Origin of the sequence: Indolivaga alginatilytica, from assembly GCF_003201355.1 — a bacterium.
Lineage (GTDB): Bacteria > Bacteroidota > Bacteroidia > Bacteroidales > Dysgonomonadaceae > Dysgonomonas_A > Dysgonomonas_A alginatilytica.
The window spans coordinates 1-18,877 of record NZ_QICL01000018.1; the positions used below are offsets into that span (position 1 = coordinate 1).

General features: G+C 35.2%; 17 protein-coding genes, 1 tRNA gene and 1 pseudogene. 4 read left to right on the forward strand and 15 right to left on the reverse strand.

Annotated features, from left to right (window positions below; genetic code table 11):
* Together CLV62_RS13370 and CLV62_RS13375 are read right to left on the reverse strand one after the other, a co-directional pair.
* A pseudogene (locus tag CLV62_RS13370) lies at positions 1-581 on the reverse strand (hypothetical protein); the annotation flags it as partial.
* Positions 582-591: 10 nt separating this feature from the next.
* Positions 592-1,080, reverse strand: coding sequence for a hypothetical protein (locus tag CLV62_RS13375; RefSeq protein ID WP_110311288.1), 489 nt, complete (start codon positions 1,078-1,080; stop codon positions 592-594).
* A 197-nt stretch (positions 1,081-1,277) separates the two neighbouring features.
* On the opposite strand from CLV62_RS13375, the gene CLV62_RS13380 reads away from it, so the two are divergent.
* On the forward strand, positions 1,278-3,530 hold the full coding sequence (locus CLV62_RS13380; protein ID WP_110311289.1) for a hypothetical protein: 2,253 nt from the start codon (positions 1,278-1,280) through the stop codon (positions 3,528-3,530).
* Between the two features lie 690 nt (positions 3,531-4,220).
* On the opposite strand, the gene CLV62_RS13385 is transcribed toward CLV62_RS13380, so the two are convergent.
* A complete protein-coding gene (locus CLV62_RS13385) occupies positions 4,221-4,622 on the reverse strand; it encodes a hypothetical protein (RefSeq protein WP_110311290.1) in 402 nt (133 codons plus the stop codon).
* A gap of 253 nt (positions 4,623-4,875) precedes the next feature.
* On the opposite strand from CLV62_RS13385, the gene CLV62_RS13390 reads away from it, so the two are divergent.
* On the forward strand, positions 4,876-5,367 hold the full coding sequence (locus CLV62_RS13390; RefSeq protein WP_110311291.1) for a Rha family transcriptional regulator: 492 nt from the start codon (positions 4,876-4,878) through the stop codon (positions 5,365-5,367).
* Between the two features lie 105 nt (positions 5,368-5,472).
* Here the strand turns inward: CLV62_RS13390 and CLV62_RS13395 are convergent, their stop codons facing one another.
* A complete protein-coding gene (locus CLV62_RS13395; protein ID WP_110311292.1) occupies positions 5,473-5,835 on the reverse strand; it encodes a helix-turn-helix domain-containing protein in 363 nt (120 codons plus the stop codon).
* 55 nt (positions 5,836-5,890) lie between these two features.
* The gene (locus CLV62_RS13400; RefSeq protein WP_110311293.1) at positions 5,891-6,187 is read right to left on the reverse strand and encodes a type II toxin-antitoxin system HigB family toxin; all 297 of its coding nucleotides are present in this window, start codon (positions 6,185-6,187) and stop codon (positions 5,891-5,893) included.
* A gap of 549 nt (positions 6,188-6,736) precedes the next feature.
* On the opposite strand from CLV62_RS13400, the gene CLV62_RS13405 reads away from it, so the two are divergent.
* Complete coding sequence (locus CLV62_RS13405; protein WP_110311294.1) at positions 6,737-7,537, forward strand: KilA-N domain-containing protein; 801 nt, start codon at positions 6,737-6,739, stop codon at positions 7,535-7,537.
* A gap of 15 nt (positions 7,538-7,552) precedes the next feature.
* Positions 7,553-7,747: a hypothetical protein gene (locus CLV62_RS13410; protein ID WP_146212745.1), complete on the forward strand. Its 195-nt coding sequence runs from the start codon at positions 7,553-7,555 to the stop codon at positions 7,745-7,747.
* Between the two features lie 74 nt (positions 7,748-7,821).
* Here CLV62_RS13410 and CLV62_RS13415 read toward each other — a convergent pair whose 3' ends face one another.
* The 10 genes from CLV62_RS13415 to CLV62_RS13465 all read right to left on the reverse strand — a co-directional run bounded on the left by CLV62_RS13415 (position 7,822) and on the right by CLV62_RS13465 (position 18,872).
* Positions 7,822-8,787, reverse strand: a complete 966-nt coding sequence (locus tag CLV62_RS13415; protein ID WP_110311296.1) for a hypothetical protein — start codon at positions 8,785-8,787, stop codon at positions 7,822-7,824.
* Positions 8,788-8,886: 99 nt separating this feature from the next.
* Positions 8,887-11,301 carry a hypothetical protein gene (locus tag CLV62_RS13420; protein ID WP_110311297.1) on the reverse strand — a complete coding sequence of 805 codons (2,415 nt, stop codon included), beginning with the start codon at positions 11,299-11,301 and terminating at the stop codon, positions 8,887-8,889.
* A 152-nt stretch (positions 11,302-11,453) separates the two neighbouring features.
* Positions 11,454-12,200: a sigma-70 RNA polymerase sigma factor region 4 domain-containing protein gene (locus CLV62_RS13425; RefSeq protein ID WP_110311298.1), complete on the reverse strand. Its 747-nt coding sequence runs from the start codon at positions 12,198-12,200 to the stop codon at positions 11,454-11,456.
* A 3-nt stretch (positions 12,201-12,203) separates the two neighbouring features.
* On the reverse strand, positions 12,204-13,325 hold the full coding sequence (dnaN, locus tag CLV62_RS13430) for a DNA polymerase III subunit beta (protein ID WP_110311299.1): 1,122 nt from the start codon (positions 13,323-13,325) through the stop codon (positions 12,204-12,206).
* 11 nt (positions 13,326-13,336) lie between these two features.
* Entirely contained in the window at positions 13,337-13,843 is a 507-nt protein-coding gene (locus CLV62_RS13435) for an NUMOD4 domain-containing protein (RefSeq protein WP_110311300.1), read from the reverse strand.
* 293 nt (positions 13,844-14,136) lie between these two features.
* Positions 14,137-14,210 (reverse strand) — tRNA-Arg (locus CLV62_RS13445).
* 219 nt (positions 14,211-14,429) lie between these two features.
* A complete protein-coding gene (locus CLV62_RS13450; RefSeq protein WP_110311372.1) occupies positions 14,430-15,728 on the reverse strand; it encodes an inositol-3-phosphate synthase in 1,299 nt (432 codons plus the stop codon).
* Between the two features lie 314 nt (positions 15,729-16,042).
* On the reverse strand, positions 16,043-16,768 hold the full coding sequence (locus CLV62_RS13455) for an HAD family hydrolase (protein ID WP_110311302.1): 726 nt from the start codon (positions 16,766-16,768) through the stop codon (positions 16,043-16,045).
* 306 nt (positions 16,769-17,074) lie between these two features.
* Positions 17,075-17,992: a CDP-alcohol phosphatidyltransferase family protein gene (locus tag CLV62_RS13460; protein ID WP_110311303.1), complete on the reverse strand. Its 918-nt coding sequence runs from the start codon at positions 17,990-17,992 to the stop codon at positions 17,075-17,077.
* Positions 17,993-18,005: 13 nt separating this feature from the next.
* Entirely contained in the window at positions 18,006-18,872 is an 867-nt protein-coding gene (locus CLV62_RS13465) for an ATP-grasp domain-containing protein (RefSeq protein WP_110311304.1), read from the reverse strand.
* Between the last annotated feature and the right edge of the window lie 5 nt (positions 18,873-18,877).

Consider the following 18,877-nt stretch of genomic DNA (forward strand, 5'->3'; position numbering starts at 1 on the left):
TTCGATGCGTTAAAAAATGCTCCGCCGTTTGCGCTCGAGGTGAACACTTGAAGTTCTATCTGTTTTGTTCCTGTGGGTATTGCAGCCGAATGGGCGATATGATTTGGACTTGCTGCCTGTACTCCTGTGGCTGCATTAATGACATAGTTACCAATATTAGTGAATGGAAGAGAAACAAATTCATTAGAGCCATATGAATAAATTATGATTTGCCCTAACGCTCTTAAAGTTGTTGTGACGGCATTGCGAGCAGTTGTTTTGTCTGCATAGGCATAGTTCCCCGTAGTTAGGGAAACATTGTAAATTGATTTACTTGAGAGATTATTACCATCTTCACCTCGTGCGGGTTTGCCTGTGTCGATATTACCGACAAACCAATTACCATTAACTCCGATAGTCGGAGTAGCTCCATCCTTGCCGTTGTCGCCCGTATCACCTTTGTTTCCTTTTAGTTGCTCAATGCTAACCTGAACACTCTTACTTGTATTGTCGACTCCTATGGTTACCAAGCCTTCTGTAGTTGATGCCTGAGGAAGGTCTGTTATTTTGATTAGATTAAATTGTTGTTCTTCTTGTGCCATATCTATAATATCACTTAATTACTACTTTGTTATCTTGTGTTTGCACTATTTTAGAATCTTGAGTACCTAATGCCATATAAAATCTAATTATGGAACGATCATCTGGATTAGGTTCATTAAACTTCACTGATAGTTTTCCCTTATCGTCATAGTAACCCAAATCAAGAAAGCTAGTAGTTGTAAAATTGTAGACTTTCTTTACTTTGATCACTTTCATTTGAACCCATCCACTATTTAGTTCAGCAACAAAAGATTCATATTTCTCTAAGAAATCATCTTCTGAATTGGCGAAAATGCAAAAGACTAGCTGAACATCACGCTCATCTAATCTGGGATTATTAACAAGGACTCGTTTTCCGTGCTCCGATCTATTCTTATTGCTAACAAACTCTTTATTATTAGCCGGAAGAAGGAATGCTCGCTCACTATTTTCTTCAAGAAAAACTCCCCAAGTTTCCCAAGCATCTTTTCCGTTGATATATAATTGTCTTGGAATCATGAAACAATACTGTTTATAATAAAATATAAGAGCAGGAGGGATTATCAGGAAAAAAATATTTCGATTTATATATTACTATAAATCGGTTATGTGGAAGTTTCCGAAAAAAAGACATAAAAAGACTGTTGAATACTAGTTGCAAACTTCCACAATAGGCAACTTTTATTTGACGGTCTTTTTACTTTAAATGAAAGATTATGATAATAACAGGTTCAGACATTGATATATTTGACATCAACGGTAATAAGATTGCAGAAATAGGCTTTGCCGGAGGACTCTTCAAACGAGAATTAATGAATGAGCATTACATACAGCTCTCATTGAATTACACTGAATATTTCGAATTTGGAAGAGGCATGTTCGTTAAGTATCAAGATCGCATTTATACAATCAGAAAAGAATCGTTACCCGAACAGAAAGGTCTATACGAACTAAGATATACGCTGAAATTCGAAGCAATTGAAATGTTTTTTCTTGATTTTGTACTTTTCTATACCTTTCAGGGTTTTAGCGAAGCGGCATGGACATTAACGGGCACACCGCAACAGTTCCTACAGATTGCCCTTGTAAATATCAATGAGTATTTCGGTTTAATGGATGAAGCCGATAAGTGGAAAATAGGTGTATTCCCTGTTATGACTCCCATCGAAATATCCTTTGAGAATCAAAACACATTCGATGGCCTTACTAATATTGCAGAGAAATTCGGTGCTGAATGGTGGTTAGATTATGAAAGTAAGACTCTCAATCTCGGTTATTATGAATCAGAATCAGAAGCTATAGACCTAGAGATCGATCAGGCATTAAAAGAATTCAAGCGATCGAATGAAAATAACGATGATTATTGCACCCGACTTTTTGCTTTTGGAGGAGCACGAAATATACCAACCAATTATCGAGGTATAGAACCGGGATCAGTTGTAGATGCTTTAGTACAAAAACGTCTAAGGCTACCGGCTTCGAATGGTGATTTTATAGATGCTATTCCTAATATGCTTCCTAATCAGATCATAGAGAGGGTTAAATTCTTCGATCATATATTTCCTCAACGTACCGGCGAAATTACTTCATTGCGGATAGATGATACCCAAAAAGATCAGGATGGCAACCCTTGGTTGATATTTTATTTTAAAGATTCGGGACTAAACTTTAGTGAAGATTACATATTGCCCGGGCAAACATTGAAACTTACTTTTGGAGATAACAGTTGGTTGGCCGGACGAACTTTCGAATTGGAATACCATCCTTCGACAATAGAGGGAGAAACGGGCGAATTTGAGATAATCAATGATCAGTCTCTCCCGAATATTACTATTCCAAATGATATTTTAAGACCCAAAGTTGGTGATTTCTACACCCTCTTTAATTTCGATATATCTTTAGTTGGAGATCAGTACGTAGGAGAAGCGGAACAGCTACTACTAGAAGAAGCTACCGAATGGATGGAAAGTGTTCGCATGGACAACTCAACCTATACATGTCCTGTAGATCCTGTATGGGCTTATCACAATGAGTTAAGCATGGGATTGGGACAAAGAGTTAATCTGATAAGCGATATTCTTAAATATGGCATCAAAGAGTCTCGTGTTTTCGGTTATGAAAAGAGCCTGGAGACATTTGAAGATACTTATACGATCGGAGATAAACCTCGTTATTCCCGTTTGAAAACGATTGATAAAACGATCGAGACAAATAGAGAGATTGCCGATCTTCAATACTTAGAAGCGATGCGGGCGGCTAACGGAGCTTTGAGAAATGTAAAGGCCCTAAACTATTTGCGTATTGCTTTAGAAAACAATACTACTATCGAGGGCGGTTTAATCCTTACTACTCTTATTCGCTTAGGCCACATGGTAGGAAATGTTTGGAAAGAGAATGCAGGGATTAGCGGTATTGTTACCGAAGCAGGAGACGATCCTTTTCTTTGGGGTGGTGGTACTTTTGACGATGCGATAGAAAGCATTGCTAATATTATTCTTAGAATGGATGGATCGGGACAGTTAGCAAAAGGTAATATTTTATGGGATGCTTTAGGTAATATATTAATGAGAGGTCTGTTTGAGAGTAATAAAGATGGGAATAGAATAATAATTGATCCTGAAGATAGGTCAATAAAATTAATAGATGCTAATGGAGATATTTATGGTAGATGGGTATTTAGTGAATACGGATCACGTTTTGAATTAGAATATAATAATAACAAAACAAGAATGTTAGCCACTGGGATAGAATCACAATTTGAAAATAGATTTGGGCAGTATGGATATGGTGGGATGTCAGTTTCTGAATTTGACTCGTCGAATAAACTACTTAGAGGATTTCGAGCTAGTATACCTTCTGATACTGATACGTTGGAAGTAATAACAGAAGGATTGCCAGAGAATAGTCTTGGACTAAGAAAAGGACAGCATTATTGTGGTGATGATGGAATTATTAGGATGGTTAAATAGAAGCATAAGCCCCTTTATCTTCTAAAAGGGATGATATTATTTAGAATCAATTCTAAATTTAAAATATTTTTCAATCTAACAATCAAATAATTAGTCTGTTTTAACTTTTTATTTTAACATAAAAACAAGCCATCTCCATAAAAAATGATTTCAATTTATATATTAGATTAGATATTAAGTTGCGATTAGTATTATTAAGCTGATTATACTTACCCATTGCGGTATTTATATATGAAAAAGCCCAGTCAATCGCAACTTGATTCGGGCTTTTTCTTTTGCCTGATTTGATAGTCTGACGGGAGAAATCAACGCTTGTCTATCATAGTCTAACCATTCAAAGGGGAACGTACTCAGAATGGGAGTCGCTAAAGCGGAGACTCGTACGAAACGACAAAGCGTTTAAATCCGTAAAGGTTGTTAATCTTTGGTAATGACAACCCCGATGAAAAAGGGACTCGTTTATACGAATAAGTTACTAATCGGTATAGCTAAAGGTCTAAAATACCTTCTAAGGCTTGCTATACCTCTTCCCCTAGGATCTGTTTGCCGAATTAGTTATAGCTTAAGATAATAGTTATAGATAGAGATTAGTTGGTTTTGAGCGAATTTGCCCCCGAAAATATACAAAAATGAGGTGAAAATAAAAAAAGCCTACCGAGTCAATCAATAGGCTTTTATATTGTATATATTTTATTGAGGGTATTGTGTTGGATCTGTTTTGTCTTTAACTTCAATTCCTTTAGTGCCGCTCTTTATAGTGATTATATTTTTGGTGTTTTGATTTAATTTATATACATCATCAAATCTTATAACTCCGTTATAATCACTAAATATATAGATCTCTGTAATTGGGAATGAAAGTGATGCAAGACTTATCTCGGGTGAATATTTTCCTTTTGTAAGATTGCCTAACTCGCCAAGCTTATAATATTTATTATCTCTTTTATAGGCAGCTATGCAATTTGTTAAATTCACATTTTCATTGTGAAACACCACAAAGCTCGTATACCCTTGGTTCGTTTCAGGATCGTCATCGCTAGAGCATGCTGTGAATAAGGTAATAGCAAGTATTAAGTATAGTAACTTTTTCATAATTGGGTAGTTTATCGTGATTGAATTTCAAATGTAATAAAAAAAAGAGGAAAAAGTTCCAACGACTTATATTTTAGAATATACGAGGTCGTTTGGAAGCCACCTTAAAAGAAATAACTACAACTCTGTCTGAGTATTTGCCCGGCTTCCAAAATACGGGGTGAAGAAAAGACAGGGTTGTTTTAATTTATAATAGTTATGGAAGAATTGGTATTTAGTCAGAACGGACAAATAAGAACAGACAGCTTGAGGATTGAGGATTGCTGAAAAGTTTGGAAAAAAACATTTCCATGTAACAGACGCTATAAAGAGCCTCTTGAACTCACACGAAAAATCGTGTCAGTGTTTTGTCCTAAGTACTTATACAAATGATAGCGGAAAGTGTAACCCTATGTACATAATGAATCGAGATGGGTTTATGATTTTAACGATGGGGTTTACCGGACAGAAAGCACTCGATTTTAAATTTGAATTCATCGAAGCCTTTAATTATATGGAAGAGATCATTAAGGGAGAAACCTTTTCAAGGGTAGAGATAGTTGAAGCAAATATTAAACGTCGGTACTTGCTTCGCACTGAACTTTCTGAAGTGAATCGCAGCATTGAAAGGGGGATGAAGCGACAAAGAGAGATTAAAAAAGAATTAAAGAAAATTGACGAACAGGATTTTAGCCAACTACAAATATTCCCTCGATATGCAGACCATGAGTTGAAAGTAATATTCCCAAACAGAAGAATCAGCTAAACAATTATTTATATAATGTGAAAAGAGTAACCAAACGGCTACTCTTTTTTATTCTTTGATGTATTTCAATGAACTAAGATACAATTTTGAAAGCAAATCACAATTTCAAACTCCGAGAACAATAGATGCACTAATATTTAATTCTTGACTTATACTTCTTGCAACAGGTAAAGTAGGTTCACTTTTTCCTGATAGAATTTCGCTTATTCTTGATGGGCTTATATTCAATATCTCCGCAAGTTTTTTCTGAGACAAGTTCATCTCGTACATTCGAAGTTTCAGTATATCCGAGAGAGTTGGTTTTGAAATTGGATAGTATCTTTCTTCATATTCCTCAACTAAAGAAGAAAGAAGATTTAACTCAACAAGATTAGGATCATCAATAGCTGTTTCATTATTAACAACTTCAAGTAAATCCTCTATCTTGGATAAGAGAACGTCATACTCTTGCTTTGTTATAGTTTTCATAATGCTTTTTTTATATAAATCTAAATATAGATAATAATATCAAAGATATTTTTGTTTACACCTTAGAGGCATCATCTATGTCATCATATTCTGGATGAGTACCAATAAATCTTATATACACAGTTTTGATCTTAAACAATATTCTTGCAATCAATCTATAAGAATTTCCTTTAATATTAAATACATAATTATCATTACCAACTGAGTCAACACTATTAAAAGTATTTTTCACATCGCTAAAATCACCCCATTCAGCATCTTTTGTCTTAGTATACCAATCTTCTAGCGGTGTTTTAGCATCAGCGTGCTTTTTATAGAAATCGACTAATGGTTTTTTTTTGATAATTCGCATATTGGTATCATTTATATTACAAATATACAAATATTATTCCAGAATACAAAATATTATTCCATATTATAGAATAATAAATAAGTATTCATTAAAAAAACTTTATTTTTCTCCCTTTATTCTCTCTAATAAGCTTTCTATATCTTCAATAGAATTGATCTCGTAGGGTTTGCCATTGTGCCGAATAATCCCTATCGTGTTAAATGATTGTATTATATGATGGATAAAATGTATAAAATAATTACGGTATTAATTTGTCCGACTTATATATTAGGATAGAATGTTCTGAAATCAACTTTGTGGATACTGTTGATTGAGAAAAATATAAAAAGTCATTAATTGATTAGTTGCAAGTATCCACAATAGGCAACTTTTTGATTGATGGCTTTTCTTTTTTGTCGGACAAAATAAAGGTTTATAATAAAAGGGGGTGTAAATAACTATTTGCATCAAGTGCAATAAAGAATGAGAAGAGGAAATATATTTGAAACAAAAAAAGAGGCTATCACGGTCGGGAAACTTTGAAAAGCCTCTATAAAACCAATAGATTTTATGACAAAAGTAAACAAAAAGAATGATGCGAAGAAAGAAGTAACATTATTCAACCAAGAGAAAAGAGAACTGATAGAACGCATTAATTGTAGTGCGGATATGATTAGTCTCACCGATTTATGGAAAGAAGCCGGAAGTGTGGAATCCAAAGCCCCTAAACACTGGTTAGGAAATGATCAAACAAAAGGATTTATTCACGCTCTTTGTAAATTCCAAAAGGTAACTGAAAATTACCTTTTAAAAATTAAGCGAGGTAAAGGTGGTGGTACTTATGCACATAAGCAAATTGCTTTAGAATATGCTCAATATTTGGATGAACGATTAGGTATTCTTGTTAATGAAGTTTTCTTTCAACGAGTAGAAGAAGAAAAGAATCCGGATTTAATAGGTGATCGATATATTGCAGCATATCACAAAAAGGGAAAATCCGATAAATGGATAAAAGCTAGACTTGATGGCAAAATCAAAAGAAAAGAATTTACCTCTTGCCTTGCCAAACATGGTGTTGAGTCGCCATTGGGCTTTAAGAAGTGCACCAATGCAATTTATGAGCCATTATATGGAGAAGGCGGTACTTCTACTATCAGAGAAAAGAAAAATCTACCTGATACAGCTAAAATAAGAGATAATATGTCAGAACTTGAATTATCAACTGTTGATTTTGCCGAAACATTGGCAAGACATAATATTGAAGCTAAAAATATTAATGGCGAAAACAGATGCAAACTAGAATGCCAAAATTCAGCAAGAATTGTCGCTAAAGCGATAATTAAAAGCCGAGAACCAGTAGGGGTATTTTAATAATAAATTATGATTATGGAAAAGAAAGAATTATACCCTAAGCAGGACAACCCTGTATTTTCTTTTAAAGAAATCGCAGAACAAATTGGTGTTACAGAGGAAGAGGTTATTGAATTAGCGAAAAGAGAGGGCCTCATTGACGAGCATGGAATGCCTACTCAGAAAGCCATTGATGAGGGTTTGTTAACCATAGAATATGAAAGGTTATAACTAAAATAGCATAGAAAAAGCCCTTCATTATGAAGGGCTTTTCATTCAATAAAGATATCATTACTATACAATCGTTATTTCTTTTTTCGTATAACATTATATACAAGATCAATAGCAACAGGTGTATCAGCTTTTGAATGATCTGTTGTTGTTCCACTAAATTGATTATAAGAGGGCTTCATGCTATAGAGCATTCTTCCATATCCATTCCAATTAGCTCCAGCTCCAACACATGTAGGTACCCATTCTGCTTCAATATCAACTGTAGTTGTAAAAGCTCCGGACGAAGCTGTTGACCACGCAAATTTTCTGGTACTAAAAGTTTCTAATTCGCCAAAGCCAGGTATATCTTTTTTGATACCAATCACATATGCTTTTAAATCAGCAGTAGATTGTTCTATATGATCTTTAGCTTGTGCACGCCAACTATTAAGCATGACTGCTCCACTGACTACATAATAATCCTGACTTGATTTGGTTAATAAAACACCAGGTCCTGATTTTTGAATAATTTCGGCGCCTCCTCCAACAATCATATAGCCTGGAAGCATATTGACATTAGTATTGGTTATTTTCCCTGCAACCCCTATTGTTGTTGCTGTTTGAACTGTCATATAGCTTTTAAGTGTATTCTTTGTAATACCCTTTAATTTTATACCGATAGCATACACTGTTAGTGTATGAAGTTGCTTTTCTAAATGATCTTTGGAGGTTGCATTCCATTTAGTCAGCGACATATCAGGGAAAGATCCAGTTAATAAAGCTCCAGCTTTCGCACTATTTGATATCGAAGCACCTCCACCTACTACCACATAATCTGATGGAACTTCAACTGAAACAGAGTTATGATATCCAGTTATAGCTTTTGAGGTGATAATAACTTCTATATCTCCAGACCAATCTGTATATATCGCCATAGTCCTTAATGATGAATTATCAGGTGTATTAAGATCAGAAGCTAAGCCATCATCTTTAGAACAAGAGAACTGAAAAGCTAGAAATAAAAATAAAGATGGGAATAAAAACGTCCATTTTTTCATTGTATAAATTATTAGTGTTAAATTGAGTACAATATATTAACTATTGCATTATAACGTTATAATTTAAAACTCATTTAATTCTAAATAGTGTGCACATTTTTACAAACTATCTAATTTCCTGCTCATACCTTTAATCTCAGAATTTATCTCATACAACTCATTCGTATTTTTCTTGATGTCCTGAATATTATACATTATATCAAGTCCGATGTTTCTCAATTCTTGAAAATTGGCAGAGAAACTTCTCAGTATACTGTTACTATCGGTATGTATACCAATTAAGGTTAATATATATCCTTCGATATTTAATACACTCATTTGAGTGGAACGCTGTAACCCCTCAATGGCTGTACCTGTATCCTGACTCATGGTTTCATAACCGCCTTTGGATGCTTGCTGAGAGGTTTTGTCTTGCTGATCTTTTATGTCTATACCCGTTACAGATTCAAGGGATTTATTCACACCATCGAGGAACATCTGTAATCCGGGTAATGCTGTTTCATACCTATTTTGAAGGTCTTTGGTTTGCTTTGTAATACCATCCATTAATTCCTGTTCAGTTATCTTCCCTGCTGAATAATCCTCATAGAGTTTAGCAACGGTATCTTTATAATCACCCACAACATCATTAAGGACGATTGTTTTCAGCATGTCGGTAACTATATCCCTGAATGTAGCGGATGCGTAATCTTTAAAGCTATCCAGTGCATCCTTGCCCGAATCGAGCCAATCCCAGAGAGAATCAACCATATTGTCAACCAGAGGCTCATACATGCTACTCACATACTCATGAAGTTGTTCAATGTACTCGTCATACTGCTTTTTGTATTCCGCCATAGCCTCGAGTGTAGCTTTGGTTTGGCCCACCAGTTTATCGCCATACTTAGACATGACGACCTCATATGCTTCCTCGTTTATCCATCCATCTGCATCAAAGAGATCAAAACCCAGATTATTTTTAACCCATGTACGCAGGTCTTCCGTTTTCTGTGATTTACCTCCAATCCCTGATCCAAATAGCCCGCTGCTTTTTTTCCTTGTCTCGATCTTTAAGTTTTCAATGGCAGCACTAGTCCCTTTTTCATAATTACCATCTAATAATCCCGTTCCTAATAGCTTATCTAGTTGACCTATTTTGCTAACCTGTAATGCTGTTTTTGCCCAACTCGTTGCCCATCCGCCTCCGCTTTCGTTTTGGTAAGTAGCTTGTGCCTGTTTATTTATCTCATCTTTAGATTTGACTATTTCCTGTTGCAATTCTTTAGCTTGCTTTAGGCTTTGCAAACTATCTTGTCCAAACCACGATTTTTCTGCTTGCTTTGCCTTTAAAACAGCTACTTCATAATCTCTCACAGCTTGTTCGAGATCATTTATCTGCTGAATTTTCGCAGCATATTTTTCATATTTTTCGTGGGCATCCGGCAATAATGAATCAAGCTCTTTCATCAGCATGATAGCTGCTGATATAATAGCGAGTATGACAGATGCCTTTTCTATCGCAGATATGGCATGAGCTCCTGTTTGTGCAACCTTGGATATCCCTTCCATCGAAGTAGTCATAAAAGAGGTTACGTTACCCATCAGGCTAATTATATGCCCCGATGTCCCTCCCATATTGCTGCCTAAGTCTGTAAGAGCTTTAGATAATTCATTTACCTGATCAAATATTTTCTTTTGAGATTTTATAACATCAGTGTTCTTCTTGGTATATTTATCTTTTGCTTCATTGACCTTTAGTACGGCTTCCTCTTCGGTGATATAAGTTGTCACCAGTTTACCGTTTTCAACAATCAGCTTACTTACTTTGCCGCCTTCTTGTATTATTCTAAGTTGCTTTTCGGCATTAGCTAGTTCTATTGCCGCTTTTGATAATTCTTTTCTCGAATCGCTTAATGCTTTATATGGATTTCTGTCTACCAATTCATCGATGATAGATTGAATAGTACTTGTATATTCTCGCAGCTGATCTGGGGAAAGAACAGAAGCTGCAGTCTGTTTTGCTTCGTCTAGTTGAGATAATAAAGAATTTAATGTTTCCGTAGATGTGTTCTTTAAATCTTCAAAAGCCCTTACATATTCGGGCGACTCTTTAAGTCTTGCAAAATCAAAGGACATAAGAGCTTTACCTTTATCGGAGGTTGCTTTAGCTAAACTACGGGCAATTACTTCTTTTTCGGCATCGGTCTGAGCATTTAGTCTCTGAGCGTTCAGAAAGTCTATATCCTTATTAAACTCTTTCTCGATCTCTAATCTTTGTTTTGCATAATCCTGATATTTATCAGTAAGATTTTTTAATAGATCAGCAATACCTTTATCGTACGCTTTTCTCGCGATTACAAAACTGTCAGTTATCTCTTTTTCTGCATTAGGATTGATTTTGTATAAATCTTCTATTGTTTTAGTAGTAGGAGAGAATGGAGTACTTGAACCATTCGGATTTTCGATATCCCATTTATCCCGTTCTGCTTTTTGCTGTTTCTCCAGTAATTCCTGAGCATACTTATTTATAGCCAATATCTCCTTATCTAAATTCAGACTAAGCTGCTTTTGAGATTTATCGAATCCGTCTTGTTCTAGATCAAGTTGTTTTTGTTGATTCTCTAACTGCTTATTGTATGACTCTTGATCCGCTTTCTCTCTTTCGTTGTAATATTTTAATCTTTCATCTAAATCCTTTTGCGATGCTTTACGTGCTTTCTCGGCTGATGTTTCAGCTTTATTGGCTTCTGCATCGATGTTTTTAGTGTTGATTCAGCTTCCGGAACATATTTATCGTTCTGCTTAATTACAATTTGAGTCGCATCTGAAGTATACCTGTTTTTATGAGGCAAAGAAATGTCCGTAAATTCTTTTTTAAGAGCATTTTTTATTTCTGAAATTTTCTTCTGTATGATATATTCTTTTATGCCTGCTTTAACTGATAATTCAGGATATGTAACACCATCTATCATATTACCAATGAAGAGATCATAATCCCCGGGATAATTTGTCTTAACAAAATCCTTTATTGCTTGTATTGTTTCTTCTTGCTTTTTCATAATTTCAATATTTTCTTCTGATTCGTCAACTATGTTAAATTGAATAAATTCACAATCGGCATATCGATTCTCTTTTATCGCTAATTGAATTGCGTTTGTGTAATATGATCTATGGAAATAGAAGGCATAATCTTTGATTTCAAGACCGCCATAAACTATTTTAGTCGCAATACGGATATATGTCTCGTGAAATATCTCTTCATCAAATCCCCCCCCTTGAGAAGTTATTTTCTTTTTAAGGAATAAATAATTATCGCTAAACCATTTATTAAAGGCATCTACCTTTAATTGATTTTCCGGTGTAATGACTTCATTTCCTTTGATTTTGAGGTATTTCTTGCCTAGATTACCACCTCCTGTATTCCCTAGTTTCATTTCTTAATCATTTAGCATCATCGGCATTAGCAAATACGTAAGCTTATCAGTTGACTTATCATCAACAGGAGTAATGAGAGTGGCCTTACTCTGATCTGAGAATGACATCTGTAAGTCAGAGGATGGAATAGCAGATATAAGTTCGGTAAGAAAATGCCCTTTAAAACCGATAGCCATAGAATCGTTGTTGTACTCACAAGTAACCGTTTCATTGGCTGCTGTTGAGAAATCAATATCCTGTGCGGAAAGTTCGATTCTATCATTCGATAATTCGAACTTAACCAAGTTACTTGACTGGTTAGAGAATACCATCACACGGCTTAAAGCACTTTTTAGAGCAGATGTTCCGATAGTTAGAATTTTATCATTGTTTTGCGGTATGACAGAGCGGTAATTCGGATAGTTGCCCTCGATTAGCCGTGCGACAATAATATATGTTCCAAATGCGAATCGTACATTATTTGAGCCGATCAATAAATCAATCGTTTCTTCTTTGTGTGAAATTACTTTCCTCAGAATAGAGGCTATTTTTGAAGGAAGGATAAAAGAGTGGCTTCGGGTAAACGGAAATTCGTATGTTGCTAAGGCTAGTTTATGACCATCGGAAGCTACATAATTGATCGTATTGTCTACCAATTCAATATAAATACCATTCATAACCGGGCGAAGATCATCATCAGCTACGCAAAACGATGTCTTATTTATACCGTCGAGAAAGGTGACTACTGGTATCGACAGACTTGTAGCATCAGGTATATTATTTTCGACAGGAAACTCTTCGGATGATTTGCCCATCAACTCAAATTTACCCCCGTTGTACTTAATAGTAGTATTCAGGTTTTCATTAATTAGAAACTCAATAGGTTGCTCCGGAAGACTACTCAAAGCGTCAAGTAATATTTTTGCTTCGAAGCATATACTTATTTCGTCCTCTGTTGTTACGTTGTCAATTGTTGTATTGATTCGCCCCGAATGATCGGCTGCTGAAATGTGGAGTACTCTGTTTTCTACTTTGAATAGAAAACAAGACATAATCGGTAATGCTGGTTTCGGTGTAATAATTTTACTAACCGATATTAACCGGCTTGATAATTCAGATTTAGAAATATTTATAGTGGTTGTCATAATTTAGATTGTTAAAATGTTTTTACGATATTTCCTATTTGTCTTTGACTGACTCCATATTCAGCAGATAATTCTCTGTATCGATAATTACCCGTTGAATATTTTTTACAGATTTCTTTACGTTCTGTATCAGATAGCTTTGATGCATTATGCTTTTCTCCATATTTTCCATAATGTCCATGGAGTTCTCCTTTAGCTTGACGGTCTTTAGAATCTCTGTCAGCCATATTTTCTTGGTGGGTAGCCCAACGCAAGTTTGATACATGATTATTCTTTGGGTTGTCATCTAAGTGCATGACACAAGGAAGGTTGTTCGGATTAGAAAGGTATGCTTTTGCAACAATCCGATGAATTGATTCCATTTTTGGCTTTAGGTCTGCATATAAGCAAACTCGTAGATATCCGCGTGGATGTTTCTGTGGTTTTAGATATTTCCCAGTATTCAGATTGAAAACTTTTCCGTCTAATGTGACGTAATAATTATCAAAGCCGGGAATGTTACTTTTTATTGTAGTCATAATGCCTAATTGTTATTAAGGCATCCATGCTAGAGATGGGGGATTTACTAAAAAATATGAGGGGTATGTGTATAAACACAAAAAAGCCAAATCTCACATTTATGCGAAATTCGACTCAAATTCTCTCTGCAAAGATATATACATTTATTTTACATCTGCAAATAAACCATACAAATTTTCAAATTTATTTTTTCACTAATGAATTTAAAGGTCTTTTTGTAAGTGATTCTGTAAGTACCTGAAAATAAAAGGCTGTAAATCGTTGATTTACAGCCTTTATCATTCTCATTTTGTGACCGCGCAAGGATTCAAACCTTGAACCTTCTGATCCGTAGTCAGATACTCTATTCAGTTGAGCTACGCAGCCATTGCTTTAATGCGTTGCAAAAGTAAGGCTCTTTTTTAGATTATGCAAGTATTTAAACACTTTTTTGAATAAATTATTTCAATAAGATATTATAAAACACTTAAGATTCTAAAGTAAAGAAACTTATGATTTATATAATATTTAAGTCTATTGAGATATAAAGTAAAAAAGAAAGGAGGACAAAATCCTCCTTTCCACAAATTATATAGTTATGCTATATTAGTCGATAAAATCAACAGTTTCTTCACCAATCATTTTACGAAGTGTGTTTTTTAACTTCACATATTGAATGAATAAATCGTGTTCTGCAATTTGATTCTTTTCGTGCATTGGGCTCTTGAAGTAAAATGATAACCAGCTTTGGATACCACTCATACCAGCACGTTGTGCAAGGTCAGAGAACAACACAAGGTCAAGACACAAAGGAGCAGCAAGAATAGAGTCACGGCAAAGGAAATCCACTTTCAATTGCATTGGGTAACCCAACCATCCGAACAAGTCGATATTATCCCATCCTTCTTTATTGTCCTTACGAGGAGGATAATAATTGATACGTACTTTGTGGTATACATTACCATAAAGTTCCGGATACAATTCTGGTTGAAGGATATTATCGATAACTGATAATTTAGACTCTTCTTTTGTTTTGAATGATCCCGGATCGTCAAGAACTTCTCCGTCACGATTACCAAGAATATTTGTAGAGAACCATCCGCTAAGACCTAACATACGAGTCTTGAACATAGGAGAAAGAACAGTCTTCAACATAGTTTGACCGGTCTTGAAGTCTTTTCCACAGATAGGAACTTGTTTTTGTGCCGAGAATTCCCACATTGCAGGAATGTCAACAGTTAAGTTAGGAGCACCATTGATGTAACCTACACCTTCTGCAATAGCTGCATAAGCATATAAGTTAGAAGGAGCTATATCTGCATGATTTTCTTTTACTGCTTTTTCGAAAGAAGAAAGAGTTTTGTGGATTTCGCCAAGAGGAGTAAATACTTCTGTACTACCGCACCAGATCATAACTATTCTATCGCAGTTATTGTCTTTTTTGAAGTTGCGGATATCTTCTCTTACTTGTTCCATCAAGTCCCATTTAGTAGGAGCTTGTTTTACCCATGTACCATGAAGTCTTTTTACAAAATTTTGATCGAATACCGCTTTCATAGGCTTGATTGCCGAAAGCTCGTCTTTCACTTTGTTTAGATCTTCGTCAGTTAATACTTCAGCATGTTTAGCTGCTTTATAAACATCATCTTCGAAAAGATCCCATCCTCCGAAAACGATATCATTAAGATCAGCCAAAGGCACTGCATCTTTAATCTTCGGGAAACGGTTTTCTTCTCTTTTACCCAAACGCATTGTAGCTAATTGAGTGATTGAACCAACAGGAACACCTAATCCCTTACGAGAAATTAATGTACCTGCGATAAATGTAGATGCCACTGCACCACCAACTCCAACAACAAGAACACCAAGTTTACCTTTGGCTTCTTTCACTTGTACTTTTTCCATTTTTTTAATTAAATTAAAATACACTGCAACCCGCAGTAATCCTTTAAACTGGCGACTCATATCATGGAGTAATTTTTACTCAAATCCATAAATCGCATATAATAGAATAGTTTCAGAGAATGCCTCTTTCCATTTTATTCTCCCAACCCGGGCTTTTCAACTAAATAATTTTAGTCTCCATTATTAGAAATTGACATTACAGCTAACACTATAATACTACCAAAATATACAAGTAAGGTCTTTGACCTTTTCATTACTTCAACCAACACATCAGCCAAAGCCTGTTAATCAAAAAACATAACAGTTTTATATTCTTAATTCAGTTGAAAAATATCTTTCAACTCCATAAAATCAGTAATCACAATATCTGCCGTTGCATTTTCATCGTCATCGCCCCACCCCGGACCCTTTAGCCAGATAGTCTGACATCCGTTTTTAGATGCAGGTACAATATCTTTTGCATGAGAATCTCCTATCACGACAATAGAAGAAGCAGGAAGGTTTAACTTATCCACACCTAAACCAAAAATAGCAGGATCGGGTTTTCTGACACCAACAACAGCCGATTCAATAATATCATCAAAGAACTCTAATAGACCGAAATCTCCCAATACAGCTTGTACATTTCCATAGAAATTAGACACAAGCACCATAGGGTAACGATCACGTAAAGCTTTTAGAATCACCTTTTCTTTACTTATGATCTCTTTAGCAAAGTTATAACATTGCTTTGAAATAACAAGAGAATAGCCTGCCGTTTTGTCATTATCGTCTAACATTTTTTGTTCTTTCAGATAACCAATCTGGAGGTCGGTCTTTATTTTCAATAAATCGTAGAAGTTATGATCCGGTTGTACATCAGGATGTGTAGCCAAATAACGTTCGCCATATACATATGCTTCACGAAAGGCTTCTTTAGTTACAGGTACATTTACATCCTGATAAGCATCCCATAAGACCTCAGCCCAATGTGCTCCGTTACTGTCTATCGTACCCCCGTAATCAAAAATAATACCTTTAACGGTACTCAAATCAAACATATATTCGGTTTATTTTAATTATTTAATGGCAATCAAAAGTTACAAAAAGTAAACAAATTAAGTAACAAAAGTAATCGGTAAACGATTAATAAATGTCACTTTTGTGTATTTTTTAAATCTCTAAAAATCAAACAATAACATTCTAAAAAGTGACAAAGGTGACAAAAGTAACACTTTTTTTACGACTTTTATTTTTCCTTGTTTACTGTTTACTTTTCATCGTTCTTATAACGATTAACCGGTCACATAGACGCATTGCATACGCCCCTACTACACCCCGTTTACCGATAGATAAACTGATTGGTATTAATCGTATTTATGCTCTGCAATCTCTTTTGTAAATGTTTCACACATTTTCTCGTGTGCAAACACCATGTACACCAGTATAATATTCAGGACTATAAGCTCAAAGACAAAATAAAGCCAAGGCTCCTTAATAAGCATAGCAACAAATAAAGCTATTGCACGAGTATTAAAAGACAAGATATTAGTCCACTTCATCAAAGGTAAGCTTTTTTCCCTGAAATCTACCCTGAACTGTTCAGGAGCAGTCTCACCGTATCTGCTTCTCAGAAGTTTAAACAGAGTTTGGAAATTACCCGACCAGCTTTCCTGTCCTTTTGTGTAGTTAGTATAGAAAGTAAGAACTAATTTCTCCCAAAAATTAGATTTCCAAGTTAGGGCAGCATTTTTTAGATTTAGCTCATTCGTATTATCCAACTCACTACCCGATTTTCCTTTCAAAAACAATAAATGTATATTGCGGTAGTAATCTGCCATGGAAGCCTGTTTACTATGAAAAAAGCCTGTAATAATAGCCAGAACCCATATACTCCAACCCCATACCGGGAAAAGACGCATACAAATAGCAATATAAATGGAGGCAAACCACAGATTACCTGCAAAGCCATCCAACACCCTGCCTAAAGCAGAAAACTGTTTGGTCATGCGAGCCAATTGTCCATCGGCACTATCATATGAATTAGCCCATACCAAAAGAAATATACCTAAAATAGTAATCCACAGATTATCAAAATAGAAACAAATACCCGAACCCACTCCAATAAAAATACTGGCAATAGTTACAGCATTGGGAGTTATACCTAATTTTTGAAAAAGTAAAGCCCATCTATAACCTATGGGACGATAAAAATAAATATCGATAAACTCTTCTGTATCTGACGATTTCAACGTAGATTCCAAAGATGGTTTATTTTGTTGCATTGATGTGTAATTTTCAGTTAAGATTTTTTTGAATGTGCTTATCTATACATTCTGCAATTTTAGGTGCAGCTTGTTCACGGCAAGGAGCAAAACTTGGCCAATCATTAAAATCAATAATTTTAAATGATCCGTCTTTTGCAACGACACAGTCACCTCCATATATTTTTATATTCAGAATTTCTCCGGCTTTATCACAAGCCTCTTTCAAAGCTTCTACTGAAAAAGCATATTGATTGGCAGCTCCGTTTATTTCCTCTAAACCAAATTTGCTATGGCTCAAATCAAAAGGATAGAAATGATAGAAAAAATCAGTATCAGCTACTCCATAAAATTTCACAAGATCACCAACAAGATGCTCATTTATAACAGCATTAGGAATTCCTCTGAACGCAAATTCCTTTAAAATTTCCTTCGCTTCAGCTATACTTCTCGCAAAAGTAACATCTTCTCGGTGTATAGCATGAAAATCGCCCCGCTTGATCCAGTAAGCATTCGCTTCCATTTGTTCCAACAATTGCGTCGGATCATCGTTACAGTCTATAATAATACTCTCAGGGTGAGGGATATTATTATCTATAAGCAAACTGGTCATTTTTCCTCTGGTACAATTTTCGATACCATAAGCCGAATTAATGACAACCGAGCCATTATCTTCCAGATGCTTTAACCTTTTAATCGTGCTCTTATCGCGGGCCATATCAAAAATAAATTTATCCTTGATATCACTTAAAACAAATTCCGACTCTGTATAATCTTGTACGTCGTAGCCCATTTCTCTCAGACATTGTGCTGTCATGTTATAGATGGTACCGTCGTTTCCAATATGGTTGGGCGAGTATTTGGTTTGTCGCTTTATCCCAGTTAGTTTTCCTTTAGACATGATTA